Here is a 24,737-nt window from a genome sequence, read left to right on the forward strand (position 1 = left end):
GGACCTGCGAATTTGGGTGTTACGTGTTGGACACGTGGCACCCCTAAGGTTGACCTCGTGAAGGCCATCCGCAAATTTACCGTCCGTGCCGTTCTCCCCGAGCCCCTTGCGGCGCTCGAGGAGCTTGCCGGCAATCTCCGCTGGTCGTGGCACGAGCCCACTCGGCAGCTGTTCGAGCGTATTGCCCCGGATCTGTGGCGCGAGATCGGCACCGATCCGGTGGCTCTGCTCGGCGCTGTCGACCCGCGCCGCCTCGACGAGCTCGCGCGGGACCGTGACTATGTCGGTGAGGTCAATGCCACCCGCGACGGGCTGCGAGACTATCTCGAACAGCCGCGCTGGTATCAGGGGCTCGAGGGCGAGAAGCCCGCCGCGATCGCGTACTTCTCACCGGAATTCGGGATCGCCGCTGCCCTGCCGCAGTACTCAGGCGGTCTCGGCATCCTCGCCGGTGACCACCTCAAGAGCGCCTCCGACCTCGGCCTGCCGCTCGTCGGCGTCGGTCTGTTCTACCGTGCCGGGTACTTCAGCCAGGCCATCTCGCCCGACGGCTGGCAGATGGAAAGCTACCCGCTGCTCGACCCCGACGGGCTGCCGCTCGCCGTGCTGCGCCGCGCCGACGGCTCGGCCGTGCAGGTTTCCCTCGCTCTTCCCGACGACCGCACCCTGCACGCGCGGGTCTGGCAGGCCAAGGTGGGCCGGGTGCGCCTGCTGCTGCTCGACGCCGACATCCCCGAAAACGTCGACGACCTGCGCCTGGTCACGGACCGTCTCTATGGCGGCGGCGGCGAACATCGACTGCTGCAGGAGTTGCTGCTGGGCATCGGCGGCGCGCGCGCCGTGAAACTGTGGAGCTCGCTGCATGGACTGCCGGAGCCCGAGGTCTTCCACACCAATGAGGGCCACGCCGGGTTCCTCGGCCTCGAACGTATCTCGAGCCTGATCGGCGAGGGCCTGAGCTTTCAGGAAGCCCTCCAGGTGGCCCGGGCCGGCACCGTCTTCACCACCCATACCCCGGTCGCCGCCGGCATCGACCGGTTTGAGCGTTCGCTCGTGCGTCGCTATTTCGGCACCGACCTGCTGCCCGGCGTCGACGTGGACGACCTGCTGGCGCTCGGTGCGGAAAGTTACGCTGGCGGCTCCTCCGAGGTGTTCAACATGGCCATCATGGGGTTGCGCCTCGGCCAGCATGCCAACGGTGTGTCCACCCTGCACGGTGAGGTCAGCCGCCGCATGTTCAACGGTCTCTGGCCGGGTTTTGACTCAGCGGATGTGCCGATCACGTCGATCACGAATGGTGTGCACGCCCAGAGTTGGACCGACCCGGCGCTCAAGAGCCTCGCGCAGGCCCAGCTCGGCACGAGCGACACGTCGATCGCGAATTGGGCCTCGAGCGAGGTGTCCGACCAGGACCTCTGGTCGGTGCGCGGTCAGATGCGCCTGCAGTTCGTCGAGGATGCCCGCCGTCGGCTGCTGGGCGCCTGGCGCGACCAGAACCCGGGCGGCATCCCGCCGGCCTGGATCAGCCAGGTCTTCGACCCGAACGTTCTGACCATCGGGTTCGCCCGCCGTGTTCCCACCTACAAGCGCCTCACCCTGATGTTGCACGATCCGGACCGCTTGCGAGCTCTTCTCCTGCACCCGGAACATCCGATTCAGATCGTCATTGCCGGCAAATCGCACCCCGCCGACGAGGAGGGCAAGCGGCTGATCCAGAAGATCGTTCAGTTCGCCGCCGACCCGGCCCTGCGCTCGCGCATCGCCTTCCTGCCCGACTACAACATCGCGATGGCTCAGCTGATGTATCCAGGAACGGATGTCTGGCTCAACAATCCGCTCCGCCCGCTCGAAGCCTGCGGTACGAGCGGCATGAAAGCGGCTCTCAATGGCGCGCTGAACCTGTCGATCCTCGACGGCTGGTGGCCGGAATACTATGACGGCAAGAACGGCTGGGCTATTCCGTCGGCCGATTCGGCCGGCGACGCCGCCGAACGCGACCGGCTTGAGGCCGAGGCGCTCTACGACCTGATCGAACACCAGGTGGCACCGACCTTCTATGAACGGAACGCCGATGACGTTCCCGAACGCTGGGTGTCCAACATCCGTCATACCCTGTCCACCCTGTCGCCGCAACTATCCGCTGACCGCATGGTGAGCGAGTACGTGCAGCGACTGTACCGCCCGGCCGGCCACTACGAAGCTCTGATGTCGGCCAACAACTACCGTGCCGCCCGTGAACTGGCAGCCTGGAAGGGCCGGATCGTCTCGGCCTGGCCGCAGGTCGCAGTGACCCACGTCGAATCCGGCGGCGTCTCGTCGGTACCCGAAGTGGGTGATGACCTGCACCTGCGTGCGCACGTGCAGCTGGGCGGACTGGCGCCGGAGGACGTCACCGTCGAGGTCGTCTACGGCAAGAGCCTCGGCACCGACGAACTGCGTAATGTGGCCATCCAAGCGCTCGAACCGGCCCCCGTGAAGGAAGCCCCGGTCGGCGGGGCCACGCTGTTCACCGGAACGGTCGAACTCGACCGGGCCGGAGCGTTCGGGTACACCGTGCGTGTCGTTCCCCGGAACGACCTGCTGATCAGTCCGGCCGAGATGGGCCTGGTCGCCGTCGCGAACTGAGCCCGGGGTCAGACCCGCGGCGTGCGGCGCGGCACGAACGCGCCGTGTGCGCGCATCAGCTGCATCGAGGCTCCCGGCACGATCAGGGGAGTACCGGGCGCGTGTTCGAGACGAAAGTCGCGCAGGTCGTCGTGACTGGAATCCCAGAGCAGCGTGTAGGCATCCACTCCCTCATGCGCGGGCAGGGTGACCGTCTCGTCCTGCTCCCGGGCGTTGATCACGAGCAGTATGCGGTTGAACGCTTCGTGCTCGGGGGTGGACGCAGCCATGTACTGCAGGGTGCGCTCGGTCGGCGAGTTCCAGGCGTCGCCGGTGAGCGCCTCGCCGGCACTGTTGTACCAGTCCAGCTGGCTGGCGCTCGGCGTCGTCTCTCCGAACCGCCCGAAGTGCACCGGTCGCAACGCGGGGTTCTCCCGGCGCAGCTGCAGCAGGCGGCGGGTGACCCGGTGCAGGTCCTGCTGCCAGTCGTCGAAGTCCCAGTTGAGCCAGGTCAGCTCGCTGTCCTGGCAGTAGGCGTTGTTGTTTCCGCGCTGGCTGCGCCCGAACTCGTCGCCGGCCGTGAGCATGGGAATGCCGGCCGACAGCAGCAGCGTACCGAGCAGGTTGCGCATGGCCTTGCGCCTTGTCGCCAGAATCGCCACGTCGCGAGTCGGCCCCTCGACGCCGTGGTTGTAGGAGCTGTTCTTGTCGGTGCCGTCACGGTTCGACTCGCCGTTGCCGAGGTTGTGCTTCACGTCGTAGGCGGTCAGGTCGGCGAGTGTGAATCCGTCGTGCGCGGTGATGAAGTTGAGCGAGGCGAGCGGCCCGCGAGCTTCCGAGAAGGTGTTCGACGACCCCGCGACGCGGGTCGCGAACCGGCCGATGCCGCTGCCTGCCGAGCCGGTCAGGCGCAGGCTTTTCATATCCGACAGCCAGAAATCGCGCATGCGGTCGCGGTAGCGGTCGTTCCACTCGGTCCAGCCCGGCGGGAAATTGCCGGTCTGCCAGCCGCCCTGGCCGACATCCCACGGTTCCGCGATGAGTTTCACGCCGGCCAGCTCCGGGTCGTCCCGAATCTCGGTGAGCAGCGGATGCTCCGGGTCGTAGACGACGCCGGCGTCCCGGCCGAGCGTCGCGGCCAGGTCGAAGCGGAACCCGTCGATCTGCAGGTCGTTGGCCCAGTAGCGCAGCGAATCGAGCACGAGCCGTTTTGGCACGTCGTGGCTGAAGTTGACCGTATTGCCGCAGCCGGTCACGTCGATGTAGGCGCCGGAGTCATCCTGCCGGTAGTAGGCCGCGTTGTCGATGCCGCGCAGGCTCGTGACCGGTCCGTTGCGTCCCTCTTCGGCGGTGTGGTTGTAGACCACGTCGAGGATGACCTCGAGGCCGGCCTCGTGCAGCAGCTTGACCATGCCCTTGAACTCGCGCAGCACGGCTGCCGGCCCGGCGGACTGGGCCGCCTGGGTGGCGTAGTCGGCGTGCGGGGTGAAGAAGTTGAGGGTGTTGTACCCCCAATAGTTGATCAGGCCCTGTTTGATCAGGCGCTGCTCCGAGACGAACGCCTGCACCGGCAGCAGTTCGACCGCGGTCACGCCGAGGTCTTTCAGGTAGGCGATGGTCGATTCGTGGGCGAGACCCGCGTAGGTTCCGCGCAGCGCGGCCGGAACCAACGGGTTCAGCCGGCTGAGGCCGCGCACGTGCGCCTCGTAGACCACGGTGTGATCGAGGGCCGTTGCCGGTTTTCCGGTGCCGTTCCAGTCGAAATAGTCGTCGACGACCGAGGACTGCCACAGCCCGGCCCCGACCCGCACCAGACCACGAGAATATGGTTCAATCAGGGTTTTTTCCGGGTGGAACGAGTTCTTCTGGCTCGCCGGACCCGACACCCGGATGCCGTAGCGTCGCCCAGGCGACAGGGTGCGCGATTTGCCGGACCAGACGCCGTGCACGTCCATGGTCATCGGCACGCTCTTGATGATCCAGTTCGGGTCGGTGTCGTCGAACAGGCACAGGTCCATCGCGTCGGCGTGCTCGGCCCATACGCGGAGTTCGCCGCCGGCGCTGGTCAATCGCACACCGAGGTTGCGCAGGGGGTCGGTGGAACTCATGGGTTCAAGAGTAATCAGTGCGGGGGAGCGTGACGACCACCGGCATCCGCTCGACGGTAAATTTTGGGGGCGTAAAATAGGGCGCATGGTTGTCTATTTGGACCATGCGGCGACCACGCCCATGCTTCCCGCCGCTATTACTGCCTATGCCGAAGCGATGGGCATCGTCGGCAACCCCGCCTCGGTGCACAGCCAGGGCCAGAACGCGAAACGGATGCTCGAAGAGTCGCGTGAAATCGTGGCCGCCAGCCTTCACTGCGACCCGATCGAGGTGGTCTTCACCGGCAGCGGAACCGAGGCCATCAACCTCGGCATCAAGGGCCTGTACTGGGCACGCGCCCCGCGCCGCCGCATCCTGGTGCCCGGTGGCGAACACCACGCGACCCTCGACACCGTCGAGTGGCTCGCGCAGCATGACGGAGCGACCGTCGAGTGGATCCCGCTCGACGACCAGGGACGCATCGATCTCGGCACGCTCGCGGCTGCCATCGCGCGTGACCCCCTCGATGTGGCGCTGGTGAGCGTGATCATGGCCAACAACGAGGTCGGCACGATCGAGCCCGTCGCGGAGGTGGCGGCGCTCGCCGCGGCCCACGGCATTCCCGTGCACGTCGACGCCGTCGCGGCCTACGGCTACATTCCGGTGGACTTTCGCACGCTCGCCGCTGCCGGAGTGTCGGCGCTGAGCGTCTCGGCGCACAAGATCGGCGGTCCGGTCGGCATCGGCGCCCTCGTGCTCGGCCGCGCCACCACGGTCGAACCGCTCATCCACGGCGGCGGGCAGCAGCGCAAGGTGCGCAGCGGTACTCAGGATGTTGCGGCGGCGGTCTCGTTCGCGGTGGCGGCATCCGCTGTTCTCGACCGGTTGTCGGCGGCTGCGGGTGGCGTCGAAACCGCCCGTCTGGCCGCGCTGCGCGACCGGGTGATCGACGGGGTGGCCCGGCTCGCCCCCGGTGCGGTGCTGAACGGCGACCCTGTGCACCGGCTGCCCGGCAACGCCCACTTCAGCTTTGCCGGCTGCGAGGGTGACTCGCTGTTGTTCCTGCTCGACGCTGCCGGGGTGTCGGTGTCGACCGGGTCGGCCTGCCAGGCCGGTGTGCCAGAACCGTCGCACGTACTCCGGGCCATGGGGCGGAGCGAGGCCGAGTCCCGCGGTGCCCTGCGCATCACGCTTGGCCACTCGTCGACCGAGGCCGACGTCGACGCGCTGCTCGCGGCCCTGCCGGCCGCGCACGCTCAGGCGCTCGCCGCCGGCATGGCCGATCGGGTGCCGGGGCGCTGACGTTGGCTCCAACAGGCACTCCGCGTACACTCGTTGGGTGAAGGTTTTAGCAGCAATGAGTGGCGGTGTTGATTCCGCCGTCGCAGCCGCGCGTGCGGTCGAAGCTGGACACGAGGTGGTCGGCGTGCATCTTGCCCTGAGCCGCATGCCGGGCACACTGCGCACCGGCAGCCGCGGCTGCTGCACCGTCGAAGACTCGATGGATGCCCAGCGCGCCGCCAACATCATGGGCATTCCCTACTACGTCTGGGATTTCTCCGAACGGTTCAAGCTCGACGTCGTCGATGACTTCATCGCCGAATATGCGGCCGGCCGCACCCCGAACCCGTGCATGCGCTGCAACGAGAAGATCAAGTTTGCCGCCCTGCTCGAAAAGGCCATGGCCCTCGGCTTCGACGCCGTCTGCACCGGCCACTACGCGAGCATTCTGACGGATGCCGACGGCAACAAGCAGCTGCACCGCGCGGCCGCCTGGGCCAAGGACCAGTCCTACGTGCTCGGCGTGCTTACCGCCGACCAGATCAACCACTCCCTGTTCCCGCTCGGCGCGACGCCGACCAAGGCCGAGGTGCGGGCCGAAGCCGCCGAACGCGGCTTCTCGGTGGCGAACAAGCCGGACTCCTACGACATCTGCTTCATCCCGGACGGCGATACCAAGGGCTGGCTCGGCGAACGGGTCGCCCCGGTGACCGGCGACATCCTCGACCGGGAGGGCAATACGCTCGGCCAGCACGACGGAGCCGTCGCGTTCACCGTCGGCCAGCGCAAGGGGCTGTCGATCGGCACGCCGGCCGCCGACGGCAAGCCGCGGTTCGTGCTCGAGGTGCGCCCGATCAGCAACACGGTCATCGTCGGGCCCAAGGAGGCACTCGCCATCAGGGAGATCGCCGGCAACAAATACACCTGGGCCGGCCTCGCGCCCGAACATCCCGAGGTGGAATTCGCCTGCCACGTGCAGATTCGCGCCCACGCCGACCCGGTTCCGGCGGTCGCGCAGGTGGTGTCAACCACGGCGGTTACCGGCATTGACGGCACCCTCGAACTGCGCATCATTCCGAACGAGCCGCTCGCCGGCGTCGCCCCCGGCCAGACCGCCGTCGTCTACGTGGGTACCAGGGTGCTCGGCCAGTGCACCATCGACCGCACGGTCAGCGCCATTCCGGTTTCCATCAGTTCAACAAACACCGCTTCGGCCAGCCCCGTCCCGGTCAATGCCTGAGTCCGTCGCCGACACCACTCCGGCGAGCCTCGCCGCCGCGGCCGCCGAGGCTGCCGACATCACCACGCGCGTGCTCGCCGCCCGTGACGCCTACTACGGGCGGGACGCGGTCGTCATCGCCGACGCCGAATACGACCTTCTGGTGCAGCGTCTCGGCGAACTCGAGCGGCTGCACCCCGAGCTGCAGAGCCAGGACAGCCCCACCCAGACCGTCGGCGGCCGCGCCGAGGTCACCCTGTTCGATCCGGTCACCCACGCCGAACGGATGCTCAGCCTCGACAACGTCTTCTCGCTCGAAGAATTCGAGGGCTGGGCGCGCAAAACCGCGGAGAACTCGGGCCGCGCCGTGCACTACCTGTGTGAGCTCAAGATTGACGGCCTCGCCATCAACCTGCGCTACGCCAACGGTGTGCTCGTCTCCGCGGCGACCCGCGGCGACGGAGTGGTCGGCGAAGACGTCACCGAAAACATCGACCTCGTGCCCGGCATCCCGTCGCGGCTGGCCGGCACCGGGCATCCGCCGCTCATGGAGGTACGTGGTGAGGTGTTCTTTCCCACGGCCGCGTTCGACGACCTGAACGCCGCACAGTCCGCCGCCGGCGAGCGCGTTTTCGCGAACGCCCGCAACGCGGCGGCCGGGTCGCTGCGGCAGAAAGCCGCCGGCAAGAACGCCGACCAGCTGCGTCTGATGAAGGCCCGCCTCGGCCGGCTGCGCATGCTCGTGCACGGGATCGGCGCCTGGGAGAACCCGCCCGTTCAGACCCAGTCCGAGGTCTACGGCCTGCTCGCGGGCTGGGGTCTGCCGACCAGCAGCTATTTCACGGTCGTCGAGACGGTATACGAGGCGGCCGAGTTCATCGACTACTACGGCGCACACCGCGGCAGCGTCGTGCACGAACTCGACGGCATCGTGATCAAGATCGACGAGCTCGCCCTGCACGCCGAGCTCGGCGCCACCAACCGGGCCCCGCGCTGGGCGATCGCCTACAAGTACCCGCCGGAGCAGGTCAACACGAAACTGCTCGACATCGTCGTGAGCGTCGGCCGCACCGGCCGCGCCACCCCCTTTGCCGTGATGGAAAAGGTGCTGGTGGCCGGCAGCGAGGTGCGCCAGGCCACCCTGCACAACCAGGACGTCGTCAAGGCCAAGGGCGTGCTGATCGGCGACACGATTGTGCTGCGCAAGGCCGGCGATGTCATCCCGGAGGTGCTCGGCCCGGTCGTCGAGCTGCGCGACGGCGCCGAACGTGAATTCGTCATGCCGCTGAACTGCCCGGAGTGCGGCACCCCGCTGGCCCCGGCCAAAGAGGGCGACATCGACCTGCGCTGCCCGAACGCGCGCAGCTGCCCCGCGCAGGTGCGCGGCCGGGTCGAACACATCGGCAGCCGCGGCGGCCTCGACATCGAGGTGCTCGGCGAGGTCGCAGCCTCCGCGCTCACCCAGCCGACCGTGCCAGCTGATCCGCCGCTGTCGACCGAGGCCGGCCTATTCGACCTCGCCCTGGGTGACCTGCTGCCCATCCGGGTGATCGTGCGCGACGCGGAAACCGGGCTGCCCAAGGAAGACGACGGCGGCACGGCCCGACAGCGGATGCCGTTCCAGCGCAATCCCACCGCCGCCGAAAAGAAGCAGGGCCTCACGGGCCCGCAGCCGTCCTCGAGCGCACTCAAACTGCTCGCCGAAATCGACAAGGCCAAGACCAAGCCGCTGTGGCGTATCCTGGTCTCGCTCAATATCCGTCACGTCGGCCCGGTCGCCGCCCGCGCGCTCGCCAACCACTTCGGGTCGCTCGACGCCATTCGTGCCGCCACCCGTGAGGAACTCGCCGAGGTCGACGGCGTCGGCGGCATCATCGCCGACGCGGTGCTCGACTGGTTCCTGGTGGACTGGCACGTCGATATCGTCACCCAGTGGGCCGCGGCCGGCGTGCAGTTCACCACGCCCGGCCATTTAGGTCCGGGCGCGGCCGCGGCCGCCGGGGGAGTGCTCGCCGGGTTGACCGTCGTCGCGACCGGCTCGCTCGAGGGCTTCACCCGGGAAGGCGCCCAAGAGGCGATCATCGCAGCCGGCGGCAAGAGCGCGTCGAGCGTGTCGAAGAACACCGACTTCGTCGCTGCCGGGCCGGGCGCCGGATCCAAGCTCGGCAAGGCCGAGGCGCTGGGCCTGCGCATTCTCGACGCCGACGAGTTTCGAACCTTACTCGAGGGTGGACCGGCCGGTTTGGCACCCGCGTCCTCGTGAGTTCACTCCCTCAACGGTCGAGTCTGCGCGGTGATCGCGCCGCGGTCCGGCCTACTCGGGCTTGAGAATGACCTTGGTCCACCCCTTGTTGCGATCGCCGAAGTTCTTGTAGGCATCCGCGGCGTCGCTGAGGGGGATCTCGTGGGAAACGATCCATGACGGCGTGGCCTTGCCCACGGCAATGAGGTCGCGCAATTGCCGATTGTATTTCTTCACCGGGCATTGGCCGCTGCCCATACTCTGGCCTTTAAGCCACTGCAGGCCGTAGTCGATGGCAAGCTTGCCCTGTTTGGCGTTCGCGTCGAAGCCGCCGGGATCTGCCGGCAAAAAGACGCCGACAACGCCAATGCCCCCGGTAATGCGCACGGACTGAATCAGCCGATTCAGAGTCATCGCGGGATCTTCGGTGCCCTGTGGGTCGTGGGCCTGATAGCCCACGCATTCACAACCCCGGTCCGCGCCGATACCCTTCGTCTGGTCCAAGATGAACTGAACCGGGTCTGTCTTTGAATCATCCACGGCGATCGCACCGATCTGCTCGGCGAGGGCCAGCCGATCCGGGCGTCGGTCCACCACCCAGACCTTACTCGCGCCCTTGATCGTTGCAGACAGGGCGGCCATCAGCCCGACCGGACCCGCGCCATAAATCACTACCGTGTCGCCGGGGATCACGCCGGCCATTTCGGTGGCGTGGTAGCCCGTAGGAAAGATGTCCGAGAGCATCACGTAATCGTTCTGCTTTTCTATGGCGTCTTCACCGAGGCGTAGGCAATTGTTGTCGCCGTAGGGCACACGCAACATTTCGGCCTGCCCACCAGGGTACGGACCCATGCCAGCGAAGCCGTAGGCAGCGCCCGCGCCGACCGGGTCCGGTTGAGTAGTCATGCAGTAATTGGTAAATCCGCGTTCGCAATTCTTACAGAAGCCGCAGGAGATATTAAACGGCAACACGACCCGATCGCCGACCTTGACGGCGTCGACGCCGTTGCCGACTTCGATGACCTCGCCCATGTTCTCGTGACCAAACGTGCGTCCAGCCTCGAAATCGGTTCGTCCCTCGTACATGTGCAAATCTGAACCGCAAATATTTGTAGCTGTGATGTGTACCAAAACGTCGGTGGGGCGTTCGATCTTGGCGTCCGGAACCTCTTCAACACTGACCGAGTTGGGGCCTTTGTAAACGACTGCTTTCATTTCTCTTCACTCCCATATTTTCGTGACGGTGAAGACAGAAGTTCCGTCTTCACTTACGGAGATGTTCTGAGTCTGAATGTCCGAACAGCCGCGGGCCGCACGGAAAGTGTGCATACCTCAGGTCTATCATGATCACATTTCACCTGCCAGTTTCGCTCTGACACGGGTGGGCGGAAGTGCGTTGGCTGGATCGTCGTCACGGAAAACAGGTCTTCGTCACGAAACAACAGAAGACGTCACAGAATATCGAGCGGTTGCTTGCCGTGGGGCGCCGGAAATGCGTTATCCAGCGACAGGCAATCCTCGGCGTCGAGCACCACCGCAGCAGCGCCGACATTTTGATGCACGTGCTCCACGGACGATGCCTTGGGAATCGCGATGACGCCCGGTTGCCGAATGACCCAGGCCGGCGTCAATCCCTGCCCGGAGGGCCGCCACCTCGTTTGTTCGCTTCGCGGCGTTCTCACCGAGATGCCAGGTTCCCTGGCCAATGGCGGGCACCCTAGCGCCGTCAAAAAAAATCGGTCTCTCGCATGCGTTGTCTTTTCATCGTGTGCATTCCAGACGGTCTGGCTTACCGTATCCTCGACACTCAGCATGAGGTCGGCACGGTTCACCGACGCAGTCCGCACACGGATCTTGATCTGACCCGAGCCCGGTTCAGGGCTCGGGAGATCCCGCATCGAAAGCACGGATCCACTCGGGTTCTGCGTGGTGAGGTCGGCGGAACGGGCTCGCGGCGGCTGGCGAATAGGATTGAAGAATCCACCCCAATGCGTATCGGAGCACCATGTCTGAAATCACGGCCGAGCAGGTTGCCCATTTGGCACACCTTGCCCGGATCGACCTCAGCCCCCTCGAGATCACCGATCTCACCCATGACCTCGGCCAGATCGTCGACTCGATCGCCAAGGTCTCCGAGGTAGCCACCGCCGACACCCCGGCCACGAGCCACCCGATGCCGCTGACCAACGTCTTTCGTGACGACGTCGTCGTGCCGTCCCTGACGGTCGAGCAGGCCTTGTCCGGTGCTCCCGACCGTGCCGGTGACAAGTTCCGCGTGCCCGCAATTCTGGACGAGGAGTAACCATGACCTATCTCACCAAGCTCTCCGCCGCCGCGCTCAGTGAACTGCTGATCAGCAAGGAGGTCAGCGCCGTCGAAGCGACCCGCGCCCACCTCGACCACATCGCGGCCGTCGACACCGACCTGCACGCCTTTCTGCACGTAGCCGGCGACGCCGCCCTCTCTACCGCAGCACAGATCGACGCCCGGCGCGCCGCCGGCGAAGAGCTGAATCCGCTCGCCGGTGTTCCGATCGCGATCAAGGACGTGCTCGCGACCCAGGACATGCCCACCACTGCCGGGTCGAAAATTCTCGAAGGCTGGGTTCCGCCGTACGACGCGACCGTCGTCGCCCGGCTGCGCGCGGCCGGGCTCGTACCGCTCGGCAAGACCAACATGGACGAATTCGCCATGGGCTCCTCCACCGAACACTCCGCCTACGGAATCACGCGCAACCCCTGGGACCGCGACCGCATTCCCGGCGGCTCCGGCGGAGGCTCGGCCGCGGCCGTCGCCTCCTTCCAGGCGCCGCTCGCCCTTGGCAGCGACACCGGCGGATCCATCCGCCAGCCCGCCGCCGTCACCGGCTCGGTCGGCGTCAAACCCACCTACGGCGGAGTCTCCCGCTACGGCGCGATCGCCCTCGCGTCGAGCCTCGACCAGGTCGGCCCGGTCTCCCGCACGGTCTACGACGCCGCGCTGCTGCACGACGTCATCGGCGGGCACGACCCCCTCGATTCCACCTCCCTCACCGAGCGCTGGCCCTCCATGGCCGCCGCCGCCCGGGCCGGGCTCCAGGACGGCGCCCTCAAGGGCGTGCGCGTCGGCGTCATCAAGGAACTCTCCGGCGATGGCTTCCAGGCCGGAGTCACCCAGCGCTTCAACGAAACGCTCGCCCTGCTCGTTGCCGCCGGCGCCGAGATCACCGAGGTCTCCGCCCCGAACTTCGAGTACGCCGTCGCGGCCTACTACCTGATCCTGCCGGCCGAAGCGTCGAGCAACCTGGCCCGCTTCGACTCGGTGCGCTTCGGCATCCGGGTCAACCCCGAAAGCGGCTCGCTCACGAGCGAGCACGTGATGAGCGCCACGCGCGAGGCCGGTTTCGGCGCCGAGGTCAAGCGCCGCATCATCCTCGGCACCTACGCCCTGAGCGCCGGCTACTACGACGCCTACTACGGCAGTGCGCAGAAGGTGCGCACGCTCATCCAGCGCGACTTCGCCGCCGCGTTCAACCAGGTCGACGTGCTCGTCTCGCCGAGCGCCCCGACCACCGCGTTCAAGTTCGGTGAAAAGCTCGCCGACCCGATGGCCATGTACATCAACGACGTCACCACCATCCCGGCGAACCTCGCCGGAGTGCCCGGCATGAGCATCCCGATCGGACTGGCACCCGAAGACGGCCTGCCGGTCGGCCTGCAGATCATGGCCCCCGCCAAAGCGGATGCCCGCCTCTACACCGTCGGCGCCGCCATCGAGCAGCTGCTCGAAGCGAACTGGGGGCATACCATGCTCAGCCAGGCTCCAGCCCTGACCCCGACCGAAATGTTTGCCAGCGAAGAGGGAGCCGTCTGATGGCTAGTGCTGAATTGATGGACTACGACAAAGCACTCGAACTGTTCGAGCCGGTGCTCGGCTTCGAGGTGCACGTCGAGCTGAACACCAAGACCAAGATGTTCTGCGGCTGTGCCAACGAGTTCGGATCCGGCGCCAACACGAACACCTGCCCCACCTGCCTCGGCCTGCCCGGCGGCCTGCCGCAGGTGAACAAGAAGGCGATCGAATCCAGCATCCGTTTGGGGTTGGCTTTGGGGTGTGAGATCGCGGAACACTCGCGGTTCGCCCGCAAGAACTACTTCTACCCCGACACGGCGAAGAACTTTCAGACCAGCCAGTACGACGATCCGATCTGCCACGACGGATCCATCACGATCGAACTCGAGAGCGGCCGCCTGGTCACCGTCGAGATCGAACGCGCCCACATGGAAGACGACGCCGGCAAGCTCACCCACATGGGCGGCGCCACCGGACGTATCCAGGGCGCCGACTACTCGCTCGTCGACTACAACCGTGGCGGCGTGCCGCTCGTCGAGATCGTCACCCAGATGATCGAGGGTGCCGAACACGACGCCCCCGAGATCGGCAAGACCTACGTCGCTGCCATTCGAGAGATCGCCAAGGCGCTCGGCGTCTCCAATGCCCGCATGGAAGAGGGCAACGTGCGCTGCGACGCCAACGTCTCCCTGCGCCCGCGCGGCTCGAACGTGCTCGGCACCCGGACCGAAACCAAGAACGTCAACTCGCTGCGAAGTGTCGAGCGTGCCGTGCGCTACGAGATCCAGCGTCAGGCGGCCGTGCTGCATGCCGGCGGCACCATCACCCAGGAGACCAGGCACTGGCACGAAGACACCGGCCGCACGAGCGCCGGTCGACCCAAGAGCGACGCCGACGACTACCGCTACTTTCCCGAGCCCGACCTGCTGCCGATGGCGCCGTCCCGCGCGTGGGTCGAAGAACTGCGCCTGACGCTGCCGGAGCCGCCGGCAGCCCGCCGCAAGCGGCTGCAGGCGGCGTGGGGTTTCGTGAACCTCGAGTTCCAGGACGTCGTCAACTCCGACCTGCTCGACGCGGTCGAAGCGACCGTCGCCGCCGGGGCATCCGCTCAGGCCGCACGCAAATGGTGGACCGGCGAAATCGCCCGGCTCGCCAACGTGGCCGGGGTCGCCGCCGACTCTCTCGTGACGCCGGTGCAACTCGCCGCGCTGATCAAGCTCGTCGAGGCCGGAACTCTCACCGACCGCCTCGCCCGCCAGGTACTCGAGGGCGTCATCGCCGGGGAAGGTACCCCGGCCGAAGTCGTCGAGAGCCGCGGCCTCGCCGTGGTCTCCGACGACGGCCCCCTCATCGCCGCCATCGACGCCGCGCTGCTCGGCCAGCCCGACGTGCTCGCCAAGATTCGGGACGGCAAGGTGCAGGCCGCCGGTGCCGTCATCGGCGCGGTCATGAAGGCCATGCGCGGTCAAGCGGATGCCGCGCGGGTGCGCGAACTCGTGCTCGAACGCGCCGCCACGATCGAGTAGAGCATGAGCAGCGCAGCCTTCGGCGTAGGCGTGCAGGTCATCGTCCACCGGGGCCGCACCCGCTTTCCCGACTCCCTCATCGACGACCCGATCGGCGTAATCGTGGCGGCGGGGGAGTCGGAGGGAGCCAGCCTCTACGCACCGGCCGTGGCGCGCGAGAAGTTCTGGGTGGTGCGGTTCGAGGAACCCTTCTTCGGCCTTGGCGGCTCCGGACCGCACGATTCCGCGCGCATCCCGCAGAGCTTCCTGGAAGCGGCGCCGGAGGCGTGAACGTGATCACTACGCAGCGGGACGGGCGGGAACCGTCGGCCAGGGACATCCGTCGATGGCGGCAATACCTGGCCGATGAACAGGCCGAGGCTGCGGTGTACCGCGACCTCGCCGACCGTCGCTCCGGCGAAGAGCGGCAGATTCTGCTCGCCCTCGCCGACGCTGAGGGCCGTCACGAAGAGCACTGGCGGCAACTGCTCGGCCCCAACCTCGGCTCGCCCCGGCGCGGCGCGCTGCGCACCCGGTTTCTCGGCCTGCTGGCCCGCCGGTTCGGTTCCGTCTTCGTGCTCGCCCTCGCCCAGCGGGCCGAGGGCCGCTCGCCCTACCAAGCGGATGCCGACGCGACGAGCGCCATGGCCGCCGACGAAACCGTGCACGAGGAAGTCGTGCGCGGCCTCGCCGCGCGCGGCCGCAAACGCCTCTCCGGCACCTTTCGCGCTGCTGTGTTCGGCGTCAACGACGGCCTCGTCAGCAATCTGGCCCTCGTGCTCGGCATCGGCGCGACCGGGGTGCCGGCCGCGACGATCCTGTTCACCGGTATTGCCGGGCTGCTGGCCGGGGCGCTCTCGATGGGGGCCGGCGAGTACGTCTCGGTGCGGTCCCAGCGGGAACTGCTCGAAGCCTCCACCCCCGCGGCCCCGGCGAAGAGCGTGCTCGAGCACCTCGACCTCGCCGCCAACGAGCTGACCCTGGTCTACCGGGCCAGGGGCATGTCCGAAGAAGAAGCCGAGAGCTACGCCCGCGGCGTGCTTGCGACCGCGTATGCCGCGACCGGCCCGATTGCCGCGGTCGGCCACCAGGCTCCGGAGCCCGACGAACACGAGGCCATCGGCACCGGAACCGGCGCCGCCCTGTCGAGCTTCTGCTTCTTCGCCTCCGGCGCGCTGCTGCCGGTGCTTCCCTACCTGTTCGGCCTGAGCGGCTATGCGGCCATCATCGTCGCGACCGTTCTGGTGGGCGTGGCGCTGCTCGCCACCGGCGCGGTTGTCGGCCTGCTCTCGGGCGGGCCGCCGCTCAAGCGCGCACTGCGGCAGCTCGTGATCGGCCTCGGCGCGGCCGCGGTCACCTACCTGCTCGGGCTGGTTTTCGGCACCACGATCGGCTAGCTCGGCGCCGGGCCGGCGACGACCGCGAGCCCGGTTCGGCCGCACCACTGGAACGAGTGCGCGCCGTCGGGTCCGAGTGCTGTGAACGCCGGCGTGGGGTCGGCCAGACGTTCGGTCAGTCCCGGCAGACGCAACAGGGCCCCGGTCGCGAGGTGGGCGTCGGTCGAGACGACCACCCGACCGCTCGCGTTGATGACCGTCGCCGCCACGGCACCGGCATCCAGGCGCGGCACCAGATCGCGTTCGATCTCATCGACCGACAGGTCGATGCCGACGACCCCGATCAGCTCCGTGCCACCGCGGTAGACCGGCAGTGTGAGCGTCAACGTGTATTCGTCGGTGCACAAATAGTCCACATAGGGCCCGGTGATGTGCCGGCGTCCGGTGTGGGCCGGAACGCGCCACCACTCCAACGCCGTGTAGTCGCGAAAACTCTCCTTGAGCGGGTCCTCGACCGTTTCCAGATGACGGATGCCGGTGGCCGGCAGCCCCTGCGACGCCGCGTTCTGCCCGCCGAGCCACCAGGCCAGGTGCCAGCCCAGAAAGTGCGGCGCGGAGACGAAACCGGCCCCGATCACGCATCCGTCCGAGTCGGCGAACTCGCGGCGCACGAGCTGCTCCACCAGGGGGTCCAGTTCGGCCCGGTCGGCGACACTGTCGGGACGCGCGGCATAGCGCTCGACCAGGTCGGCCCACTGTTCCAGACGGGAGAAGACCGGGTCGAACACGTCGGCAATGGATGCGACGCAGGCGTCGGTGGGAGGCGTCGTCTGCTCGGGCGTGATGGTCATGCGGGTGCCCCGGTCGGTACTGGCGCGGACGTACTGCCGGTCATCGTCGACCTGCCCTTCTGTTCCAAACGTGCTTTGGCTTCAATCAGCCACTCGATCGATTCGGTGATCTGCGAGACGGTGAGCTGCCGCGCCCTGGCGCCGTCCTCGGCGACGAGGGCAGCGACCGTCTCGCGTTGTTCGGCTCGGCAGCGCTCCCGTCGACGGGGTTCGCGCAGGCTGAGCCAGAGCAGGGAGCCGAATTCGGCCTGCAGCCGCAATTCTTCGCGCACTAGCCGGGCGGACTGGCTGAGCGCGGCCACTTCGAGGCGGAAGGTACCCTGCCCGCGACGCGCGGCATCCGCTGTGCCGGCATCGGTGCGGTCGAGAATGCGCTCGAGGTTGGCGATGTCGGCGGCGCTGGCCCGCTCGGCAGCGAGTTCGGCGGCGAGGCCGGCGATCGCGGAATAGTGCACGCCGAGGTCGCGCACCTGCACCCGGGACCAGGCCAGGAGGCGGTCGTCCTGCAGGTCGGTGGCACCCCCGCCGGCGAAGGTGACGAAGCTGCCGCCGTCGCGACCGCGCTTGGTGTGCACGAGGTTGTTGCGGCGCAGAATCTCGAGCGCTTCGCGGGCGGTGACCGTGGCGACACCGAGCTGGCGGGCCAGTTCGGCCTCGCTCGGCAGCCGTTCCCCATTGTGCAGCACCCCGAGCACGATGGCGTCGGTCAGGCGCTGCAACACCAGTTCGGCGCGCCCGGCACCATCGAGCGGAGCGAAAATGGCCGCGCGCGTTCCCGATCCGGCGCGGATGGACTGCGGCATGGGCGACTCATTTCAGGTTGTGACACGACCGTAACATCCCGTCGCACTTTCATGACATCTAACTCCATATGATTAGCCTGCGAGTGAGCAGGGAGCCAGTGAATGCCTGAAGTGCCAGTAAATGAGTGAGGAGATCGTATGACTGGAGCGCAGCCCGCCATACGCTTGACCGGATTGACCAAGAGTTTCGGCAGCGTCAATGCCGTCGATGGCGTCGACCTCGACATCGTCGAGGGGGAATTCTTCTCCATGCTCGGGCCGTCGGGGTCGGGCAAGACCACCGTGCTGCGTTTGATCGCCGGCTTCGAACAGCCAACGAGCGGAACCATCTCCCTGCGCGGCCAGGACGTCACGAACCGGGCACCGTTCGACCGTGACGTCAACACCGTGTTCCAGGACTACGCCCTGTTTCCGCACATGAGCGTGCTCGACAACGTCGCCTACGGGCTGCGCGTGCGCGGCGTCGCCAAACGCGCCAGGCAGGAGCAGGCCCGAGCAGCCCTCGACACCGTGCGCCTGGGCGGTTTCGCCGATCGCAAGCCGAGCCAGCTCTCCGGCGGGCAACGCCAACGGGTGGCCCTGGCCCGCGCCACCGTCGTGCAGCCCAAGGTATTGCTGCTCGATGAACCGCTCGGCGCCCTCGACCTCAAGCTGCGCGAGCAGATGCAGGTCGAACTCAAGGAACTGCAGCGCACCCTCGGAATCACGTTCATCTTCGTCACCCACGACCAGCAGGAAGCCCTCACCCTCAGCGACCGCATCGCGGTCTTCAACGAGGGCCGAATCGAACAGCTCGGCACGCCGGCCGAGATCTACGAGCGCCCGGCGTCGCCCTTCGTCGCCGCTTTCGTGGGCACCTCGAACATCTTCGACGACGGCATCTCGCAGGCCCTCCTCGGCCGCGGTGGCGTGCACTCGGTGCGCCCCGAAAAGATCAGCGTCACCACCGAGAACCTGCCCCTCGTCGCCGATCGCACCGCGGCCGGCGTTCTCGCCGAGATCATCTACGTCGGCAGCAGCACTCAACTCATCGTCGATCTCGACGCCGGCTCGCGCGTCGTCGTGCTCGAACAGAACGATGCCCACCGCGCGGCGACCAATGGTCGCGGCGCGCGCGTGACCGTCGGCTGGAACGACTCCGACATCGTCACCCTGGCCGCTCCCGCTCCTGCTCTCACTTCACACCCCTGACCGATTCACGATTGGCCTGACCGATTCACGAATGGAGAAAGTCATGAAACGCACCCCTGCACGCCGAACACGCTTTACCTCTGGCGCCCTCACCGGCGTCGCGATCGTATCGGTAGCCCTGCTCCTGACCGCCTGCGGCACCAACCAGGGCGGTGGCACGACGGTCTCGACCGAGGCCCAGTCCGAACTCGGCGAGATGGAAGGCACCGTCTCGCTGCTGGCCTGGCCCGGCTATGTCGAAGACGGCAGCAACGACCCCGAAGTGGACTGGGTCAGCGCCTTCGAAGACGAGACCGGCTGCACGGTCACGAGCAAGACCTACGGCACCTCCGACGAAGCGTTCAGCCTCATGAAGACCGGTGACTACGACGTCGTCGCCGCCTCCGGTGACGCCTCGCTGCGGCTCGTCGCCGCCGGCGACGTTGCCCCCGTCAACACCGACCTCATCCCCAACTACGACGGCATCTTCGACTTTCTGAAGATGCAGTCGTGGAACAGCGTCGACGGTGTCTCCTACGGAATTCCGCACGGCTACGGCGCCAACCTGCTCATGTACAACACGGAGGTCGTCACCCCGGCGCCCACCTCGTGGGACGTCGTCTTCGATAAGTCGTCCGCCTACAAGGGTGCGGTGACCGCCTACGATTCGCCGATCTCCCTGGCGGATGCCGCGGTCTACCTCATGACGCACCAGCCGGACTTGGGGATTACGAACCCGTATGCGCTGGATGAAACGCAGCTCGCGGCATCCGTTCAACTGTTCAAGGACCAGCGGGTGAACATCGGCGAATACTGGTCGGATTACCTCAAGGAGGTGCAGGCCTTCGAAACCGGTGACACGGTGGTCGGCACGACCTGGCAGGTCATCCACAACTCGCTCGCCGAGGGAACCCCGGCCGCGGTCGTACTGCCCGAGGAGGGTGCCACCGGATGGTCGGACACCTGGATGATCGCCGCCAACGCCAAGAGCCCGAACTGTGCCTACGCCTGGCTCGATTACATCGCGAGCCCCGAAGCCAACGCGCAAGCCACCGAGTACTTCGGTGAGGCGCCGTCCAACGCCGGAGCCTGCGACTTTACGGTCAACCCGGATCACTGCGAGGTCTTCCACGCCGGCGACGCCGAGTACGCCGCCCAGATCTGGTACTGGTCGACACCGATCGCCGAGTGCCTCGATGGGCGCACCGACGTCGAGTGCACGGACTACTCCGACTGGACCACGGCCTGGCAGGAGATCAAGGGCTGACAGCCCGTTCGCGCCAAACAGAAGGATGAACAATGACGGTTGACGCTTCCGCGCCACCCACACGCCGGGCGGTGGTGCCCCCGCAACGGGGCAGCATCGCCCGGCGGGGCTCGGTCTTTCTCAGCCGGCACCCGCGCGTGCGGCTGTCATTGCTGCTCGGTGCACCCCTGTTCTGGCTCGGACTGGTCTACATTGCGGCCCTCGCCGCTCTGCTGATCACCGCCCTGTGGACGGTCGACTCGTTCACCGGGCAGATCTCCCAAACGTGGACCCTCGACAACATCGTGGCGGTGCTGACCGGGTCGCTCTACCAAACCGTGACGCTTCGCACCGTGGGCGTGGCGCTGCTCGTGACCATCATCGACATCCTGATCGCGTTGCCGATCGCGTTCTACATGGCCAAGGTCGCCAGCCCCAGGGCCCAGCGCATCCTCGTGATCGCCATTCTGATGCCGCTCTGGGCGAGCTACCTCGTGAAGGCGTACGCCTGGCGTTCGGTGCTGTCCCAGGGCGGCATCTTCGAATGGCTGGTTTCACCGTTCGGCGGGCACAGCCCCGGTTACGGCCTGCCGGCGACGATCATCACCCTGTCTTACCTGTGGCTGCCGTACGTCATTTTGCCGATCTACGCCGGGCTGGAGCGGGTGCCGGATTCGCTGATGGAGGCATCCGCTGATCTCGGTGGCGGTACCTGGTCGACGTTGCGGCTGGTAGTGCTGCCGATGATCTGGCCGGCGATCATTGCCGGGTCGATCTTCAGCTTCTCGCTGTCGCTCGGTGATTACATCACCGTCAATATCGTCGGCGGGGCCAACCAGATGCTCGGCAACCTCGTCTATACCAACGTTGGGGCGGCCAACAACCTGCCGCTCGCGGCGGCGATCGCGCTCATTCCCATTCTGATCATCTTCGCCTACCTCGCCGCGGTGCGGCGCACGGGTGCGCTGAATAACCTTTAGGAGCCTGTCATGCGTCTGAGTCGACCGGCTCGCGGCCTGCTCGCGACCATCACGGCCGTGGTCCTGGCCCTCATCTACCTGCCGCTGCTCGTGGTGTTCGTGAACTCGTTCAGCACCAGCCAAAACCTCACCTGGCCGCCGCCGGGCTTCACCCTGGAGTGGTGGGCGAAGGCATTTCAGAGCGACGGTGCCCTCGACGCGGTGCTGACCAGCCTGCAGGTCGCGCTCGCGTCAACGGCCATCGCCCTCGTCCTCGGTACGCTGATCTCGATCGGGCTGCAGCGCTTCGAATTCTTCGGCCGGGATGCCATCAGCCTGCTCGTCATCCTGCCGATCGCGCTACCCGGCATCGTTACCGGCATCGCCCTGAACAACGCCTTTCGCACGGGCCTGGGCGTGCAGCTGTCCATTCTGACGCTCATCATCGCCCACGCCACCTTCTGCATCGTGACCGTGTTCAACAACGTGATCGCCCGGCTGCGGCGGCTGGGAACGAGCCTCGAAGACGCCTCCTCCGACCTCGGCGCCGGCATCTGGACGACGTTTCGCCTCGTGACTTTTCCGCAATTGCGGTCGGCGCTGTTCGCCGGCGGACTGCTCGCCTTCGCACTGAGTTTCGACGAGATCATCGTGACGACGTTCACGGCCGGGTCGAGCGTGAAGACCCTGCCGTTGTGGATTCTGGACAACCTGTTCCGGCCCAACCAGGCGCCGGTCGTCAACGTCATCGCGGTGGTGCTCGTGCTCGTCTCGATCGTTCCCATCTACTTCGCGCAGCGGATCGCGGGCGCCGAGAAGGTCGTGCGCTAGCTTTCGCCCCGGGAGGTAGTGCAGAAGGGCAGGATCGGGTTAGGGTTTTTCGGTGGGCAGACAGGACGGCAGCGGGCGGCAGATCTCGGCAGACGACGTCGATGACCGTTCGGCCACAGTGCTGCACGTCGACCTCGACGCCTTCTTCGTCTCGGTCGAGCTGCTCTCCCACCCCGAACTCGTCGACCTGCCGGTGATCGTCGGCCACCGCGGCGGCCGTTCGGTTGTCACGGCGGCCAACTACATTGCCCGGCGGTACGGTGTGAACTCGGCCATGCCGATGGCGCTCGCGCTGCGGCAGTGCCCGAACGCGATGGTGCTCGAGCCGCATATGGGGTTGTACCGCGACTTTTCGGCCCGGGTCATGAGCATCTTCGACGACGTGACCCCGCTCGTCGAACGGCTCGGCATCGACGAGGCCTTTCTCGACGTGGCTGGCGCGACCAACCTGTTCGGCTCGCCGGCCGTGATCGGCGAACTCCTCCGCGCCCGCGTGTTCGCCGAGACCGGGCTGGTCTGCTCGGTCGGCGCGGCGTCGACCAAGTTCGTCGCCAAACTCGCGTCGGGCCTGGCCAAACCGAATGGTCTGCTGGTCGTTCCGGCCGACGAGACGATCGAGTTCCTGCATCCGCTGCCGGTGACCGCCCTCTGGGGAGTGGGAGCCGCCACCGAGCAGGCGCTGACCCGCCTCGGCCTGAAACTGATCGGCGACATCGCGCACACCCCACTGGACGTGCTGAAGAAGACGCTGGGGGAGGCATCCGGTGTGAAGCTCTACGAACTCTCCTGGGGACGTGACCCGCGCGCGGTGACGATCGAGCGGGAGGAGAAAAGCGTCGGCCACGAGGTGACCTTCGAACACGATGTGACGGATGTTGACCGATTGCGCAGCGAATTGCTGCGACAGTGCGACCTCGTGGCCGCGCGGCTGCGCCGGAGTGACCTCGTGGCGCGACGCGTCGCCCTCAAATTGCGCTACACCGATTTCAGCACGGTCACCCGATCGCGCACCCTCGCCGAACCGAGCAATGTTGGTCGCCGAATCTACGAGGAAGCGGTGGCCGCGTTCGACCTGCTGGCCGCGTCGGGCATTCGGGTGCGCCTGATCGGGGTGCGCGCCGAGCAGCTCGGCACGGCATCGGGATCGGTGGGACTGTGGGACCCGGACGAAGACTGGCGCGGCGCTGAACTCGCCGTCGACACAGTGGCGAAACGATTCGGGGCGGGAACCGTGCGTCCGGCCTCGCACTTCAAACCGGACTCGCGCTAACCTGTTGGCATGACCAGCCTCCCGGAAAAACTCGCAGAAACGTTCCGTTCCGCCGGTGTGAAGTCGGCGTACGGTGAACCCGTGCAGATCGATGGCGTCACCCTGGTACCCGTCGCGCTCACCTACTACGGCTTCGGCGGCGGCGACGCCGGTGAGGGCGGTGCCGGATCCGGCGGTGGCGGCGGCGGCGTATCCCTGCCGATCGGCGCCTACGTCAAGTCGGGCGGGACCGCCCGGTTCGAACCCAACGTCATCGCGCTGCTCGCCGTCGGTGTGCCGTTCCTCCTGGTTGCCGGCCGCGCCCTCGCCCGGGTGATCCGGGCCCTGAAGAAGTAGCTCGTTCCCTCACGACGCTCGCGGGTGGGCTCCTTCTTTCCGGGCCCGGGCCCGGAAAGTGGGCCCGGGATAGATCATGGGCCCAGTTTCCTAAGGTGGGCCCGGTCGTGTGCGGCGAGGCCAGCGCGCAGAGCGGATGCGACGCGGCCAGCGCGGCCGCCGCGCGAAGCGTCGTCGTACCCAACGTGGCACCCGCGGACGCAACCAAGCCGGAAAATGCCACGGGCCGCCCACGGGCAGGCCCTGCGCGATGCGGCGTCGCCGCAGAATGAAACGGCGCATCAGCACGAGGTACAGCGCCGCCAGCACGAGCAGGATGCCGATGCTCACGTTGTGATCCCCATGCCGCAAGTCTAGGCGGGGCACTATAATTGAACACGATCACGGGAGTCCGGTACACCGGGCTGAGAGGAAGCTGACCTAAGCTTCGACCGTCGAACCTGATCTGGATCATGCCAGCGCAGGGAGACTTCTCGATCCCGTGCCCTGTATTCACCTACGGAAAGGGCACGAACAGTGCACGCTACAATCACATCCACTCGACCGGCCACCGCGAATAAATCGCGCAATTATCGCTGGCGCGTCGTCGACATCGTCGTCGCGAGCGTCATCGGCGTCGCGAGCGGTGTCATCTTCTGGGCATGGGGCCTCGCCTGGTCTCCGCTCAGTGCGATCCTCGCCTTTACGCCGGGCCTCGAAGGGCTGTTGGCCGGTGGCTGGCTGTTCGCCGGAGTACTCGGCGGCCTCATCATCCGCAAGCCCGGCGCGGCCGTGTACACCGAGGTCGTCGCCGCTGTCGTGTCGATGCTGATCGGCACCCAGTGGGGATTCTCCACCCTGATCTGGGGCGTCGTCGAAGGACTCGGCGCGGAAATCGTGCTGGCCCTGTTCCTGTACTCGAACTGGCGTCTCGGCGTCGCCCTGCTCGCCGGTGCCGGAGCCGGAGTGGCCGTCGGACTGCTCGACACCACCTTCACGAGCTACGCGGCACTGGATTTTGGCTACAAGGCCGTCTACTTCGTCTCCGCCGTCATCTCGGGGACCGTATTGGCCGGACTGTTGTCCTGGCTAGCCGTTCGCGGCCTGGCCCGCACCGGCGCGCTCAGCCGATTCGCCGCTGGCCGGGAAGGTTCGCGCGCTCCCGCTGCCGCGATCAGTTAGCGG

20 protein-coding genes and 1 riboswitch are annotated in these 24,737 nt (G+C 67.0%); of the genes, 16 read left to right on the top strand and 4 right to left on the bottom strand.

The genetic code is table 11. The annotated features are described in order from the left end of the window. Window positions 1–57: 57 nt before the first annotated feature. Complete coding sequence (gene glgP, locus E3O06_RS16795; RefSeq protein ID WP_134504594.1) at window positions 58–2,625, top strand: alpha-glucan family phosphorylase; 2,568 nt, start codon at window positions 58–60, stop codon at window positions 2,623–2,625. 8 nt (window positions 2,626–2,633) lie between these two features. On the opposite strand, the gene glgX is transcribed toward glgP, so the two are convergent. Further along, window positions 2,634–4,712 carry a glycogen debranching protein GlgX gene (glgX, locus tag E3O06_RS16800; protein WP_134504596.1) on the bottom strand — a complete coding sequence of 693 codons (2,079 nt, stop codon included), beginning with the start codon at window positions 4,710–4,712 and terminating at the stop codon, window positions 2,634–2,636. A gap of 85 nt (window positions 4,713–4,797) precedes the next feature. Here glgX and E3O06_RS16805 point away from each other — a divergent pair, with 85 nt between their 5' ends. From E3O06_RS16805 to ligA, 3 genes are read left to right on the top strand one after another with little or no spacing between them, the layout of a single operon-like run. Continuing rightward, the gene (locus tag E3O06_RS16805; protein WP_134504598.1) at window positions 4,798–5,994 is read left to right on the top strand and encodes a cysteine desulfurase family protein; all 1,197 of its coding nucleotides are present in this window, start codon (window positions 4,798–4,800) and stop codon (window positions 5,992–5,994) included. Between the two features lie 55 nt (window positions 5,995–6,049). Further along, complete coding sequence (mnmA, locus tag E3O06_RS16810) at window positions 6,050–7,213, top strand: tRNA 2-thiouridine(34) synthase MnmA (RefSeq protein ID WP_134504600.1); 1,164 nt, start codon at window positions 6,050–6,052, stop codon at window positions 7,211–7,213. Further along, window positions 7,206–9,455 (top strand): NAD-dependent DNA ligase LigA, encoded by a 2,250-nt coding sequence (gene ligA, locus E3O06_RS16815; protein ID WP_134504602.1) that lies wholly within the window; start codon window positions 7,206–7,208, stop codon window positions 9,453–9,455. The genes mnmA and ligA overlap by 8 nt, the downstream gene beginning before the upstream one ends. A 51-nt stretch (window positions 9,456–9,506) precedes the next feature. Here ligA and E3O06_RS16820 read toward each other — a convergent pair whose 3' ends face one another. After that, window positions 9,507–10,649 (bottom strand): glutathione-independent formaldehyde dehydrogenase, encoded by a 1,143-nt coding sequence (locus tag E3O06_RS16820; protein ID WP_134504604.1) that lies wholly within the window; start codon window positions 10,647–10,649, stop codon window positions 9,507–9,509. 790 nt (window positions 10,650–11,439) lie between these two features. Here E3O06_RS16820 and gatC point away from each other — a divergent pair. The 5 genes from gatC to E3O06_RS16845 are packed head-to-tail and all read left to right on the top strand — an operon-like array spanning window position 11,440 to window position 16,167. Continuing rightward, a complete protein-coding gene (gatC, locus tag E3O06_RS16825) occupies window positions 11,440–11,736 on the top strand; it encodes an Asp-tRNA(Asn)/Glu-tRNA(Gln) amidotransferase subunit GatC (RefSeq protein WP_134504606.1) in 297 nt (98 codons plus the stop codon). A 2-nt stretch (window positions 11,737–11,738) separates the two neighbouring features. Next, entirely contained in the window at window positions 11,739–13,286 is a 1,548-nt protein-coding gene (gene gatA, locus E3O06_RS16830) for an Asp-tRNA(Asn)/Glu-tRNA(Gln) amidotransferase subunit GatA (protein WP_134504608.1), read from the top strand. Next, on the top strand, window positions 13,286–14,791 hold the full coding sequence (gene gatB / locus E3O06_RS16835; protein ID WP_134504610.1) for an Asp-tRNA(Asn)/Glu-tRNA(Gln) amidotransferase subunit GatB: 1,506 nt from the start codon (window positions 13,286–13,288) through the stop codon (window positions 14,789–14,791). Before gatA ends, gatB begins: the two co-directional genes overlap by 1 nt. A gap of 3 nt (window positions 14,792–14,794) precedes the next feature. Then, entirely contained in the window at window positions 14,795–15,061 is a 267-nt protein-coding gene (locus tag E3O06_RS16840) for a hypothetical protein (RefSeq protein WP_134504612.1), read from the top strand. 2 nt (window positions 15,062–15,063) lie between these two features. Further along, window positions 15,064–16,167 (top strand): VIT1/CCC1 transporter family protein, encoded by a 1,104-nt coding sequence (locus tag E3O06_RS16845; protein ID WP_134504614.1) that lies wholly within the window; start codon window positions 15,064–15,066, stop codon window positions 16,165–16,167. Here the strand turns inward: E3O06_RS16845 and E3O06_RS16850 are convergent. Together E3O06_RS16850 and E3O06_RS16855 are read right to left on the bottom strand one after the other, a co-directional pair. Then, window positions 16,164–16,958 carry a cache domain-containing protein gene (locus tag E3O06_RS16850; RefSeq protein WP_134504616.1) on the bottom strand — a complete coding sequence of 265 codons (795 nt, stop codon included), beginning with the start codon at window positions 16,956–16,958 and terminating at the stop codon, window positions 16,164–16,166. The two genes, E3O06_RS16845 and E3O06_RS16850, sit on opposite strands and share 4 nt — an antisense overlap. Next, entirely contained in the window at window positions 16,955–17,761 is an 807-nt protein-coding gene (locus E3O06_RS16855; protein ID WP_134504618.1) for a FadR/GntR family transcriptional regulator, read from the bottom strand. The genes E3O06_RS16850 and E3O06_RS16855 overlap by 4 nt, the downstream gene beginning before the upstream one ends. Before the next feature lie 138 nt (window positions 17,762–17,899). On the opposite strand from E3O06_RS16855, the gene E3O06_RS16860 reads away from it, so the two are divergent. The 7 genes from E3O06_RS16860 to E3O06_RS16890 all read left to right on the top strand — a co-directional run bounded on the left by E3O06_RS16860 (window position 17,900) and on the right by E3O06_RS16890 (window position 24,734). After that, entirely contained in the window at window positions 17,900–18,952 is a 1,053-nt protein-coding gene (locus tag E3O06_RS16860; RefSeq protein WP_134504620.1) for an ABC transporter ATP-binding protein, read from the top strand. 43 nt (window positions 18,953–18,995) lie between these two features. Beyond that, window positions 18,996–20,198, top strand: coding sequence for an ABC transporter substrate-binding protein (locus E3O06_RS16865; protein WP_134504622.1), 1,203 nt, complete (start codon window positions 18,996–18,998; stop codon window positions 20,196–20,198). A gap of 32 nt (window positions 20,199–20,230) precedes the next feature. Continuing rightward, entirely contained in the window at window positions 20,231–21,157 is a 927-nt protein-coding gene (locus tag E3O06_RS16870) for an ABC transporter permease (RefSeq protein ID WP_134504623.1), read from the top strand. Window positions 21,158–21,166: 9 nt separating this feature from the next. Then, entirely contained in the window at window positions 21,167–21,967 is an 801-nt protein-coding gene (locus E3O06_RS16875; RefSeq protein ID WP_134504625.1) for an ABC transporter permease, read from the top strand. Between the two features lie 52 nt (window positions 21,968–22,019). After that, window positions 22,020–23,237 carry a DNA polymerase IV gene (gene dinB / locus E3O06_RS16880; RefSeq protein ID WP_134504627.1) on the top strand — a complete coding sequence of 406 codons (1,218 nt, stop codon included), beginning with the start codon at window positions 22,020–22,022 and terminating at the stop codon, window positions 23,235–23,237. 9 nt (window positions 23,238–23,246) lie between these two features. After that, on the top strand, window positions 23,247–23,573 hold the full coding sequence (locus E3O06_RS16885) for a hypothetical protein (protein ID WP_134504629.1): 327 nt from the start codon (window positions 23,247–23,249) through the stop codon (window positions 23,571–23,573). Between the two features lie 373 nt (window positions 23,574–23,946). Next, a riboswitch (TPP riboswitch) is annotated at window positions 23,947–24,057 on the top strand. Window positions 24,058–24,089: 32 nt separating this feature from the next. Then, entirely contained in the window at window positions 24,090–24,734 is a 645-nt protein-coding gene (locus E3O06_RS16890) for an ECF transporter S component (protein ID WP_134504631.1), read from the top strand. Window positions 24,735–24,737 lie beyond the last annotated feature (3 nt).

Origin of the sequence: Cryobacterium glaciale (assembly GCF_004402535.1) — a bacterium.
GTDB classification, from domain to species: domain Bacteria; phylum Actinomycetota; class Actinomycetes; order Actinomycetales; family Microbacteriaceae; genus Cryobacterium; species Cryobacterium glaciale.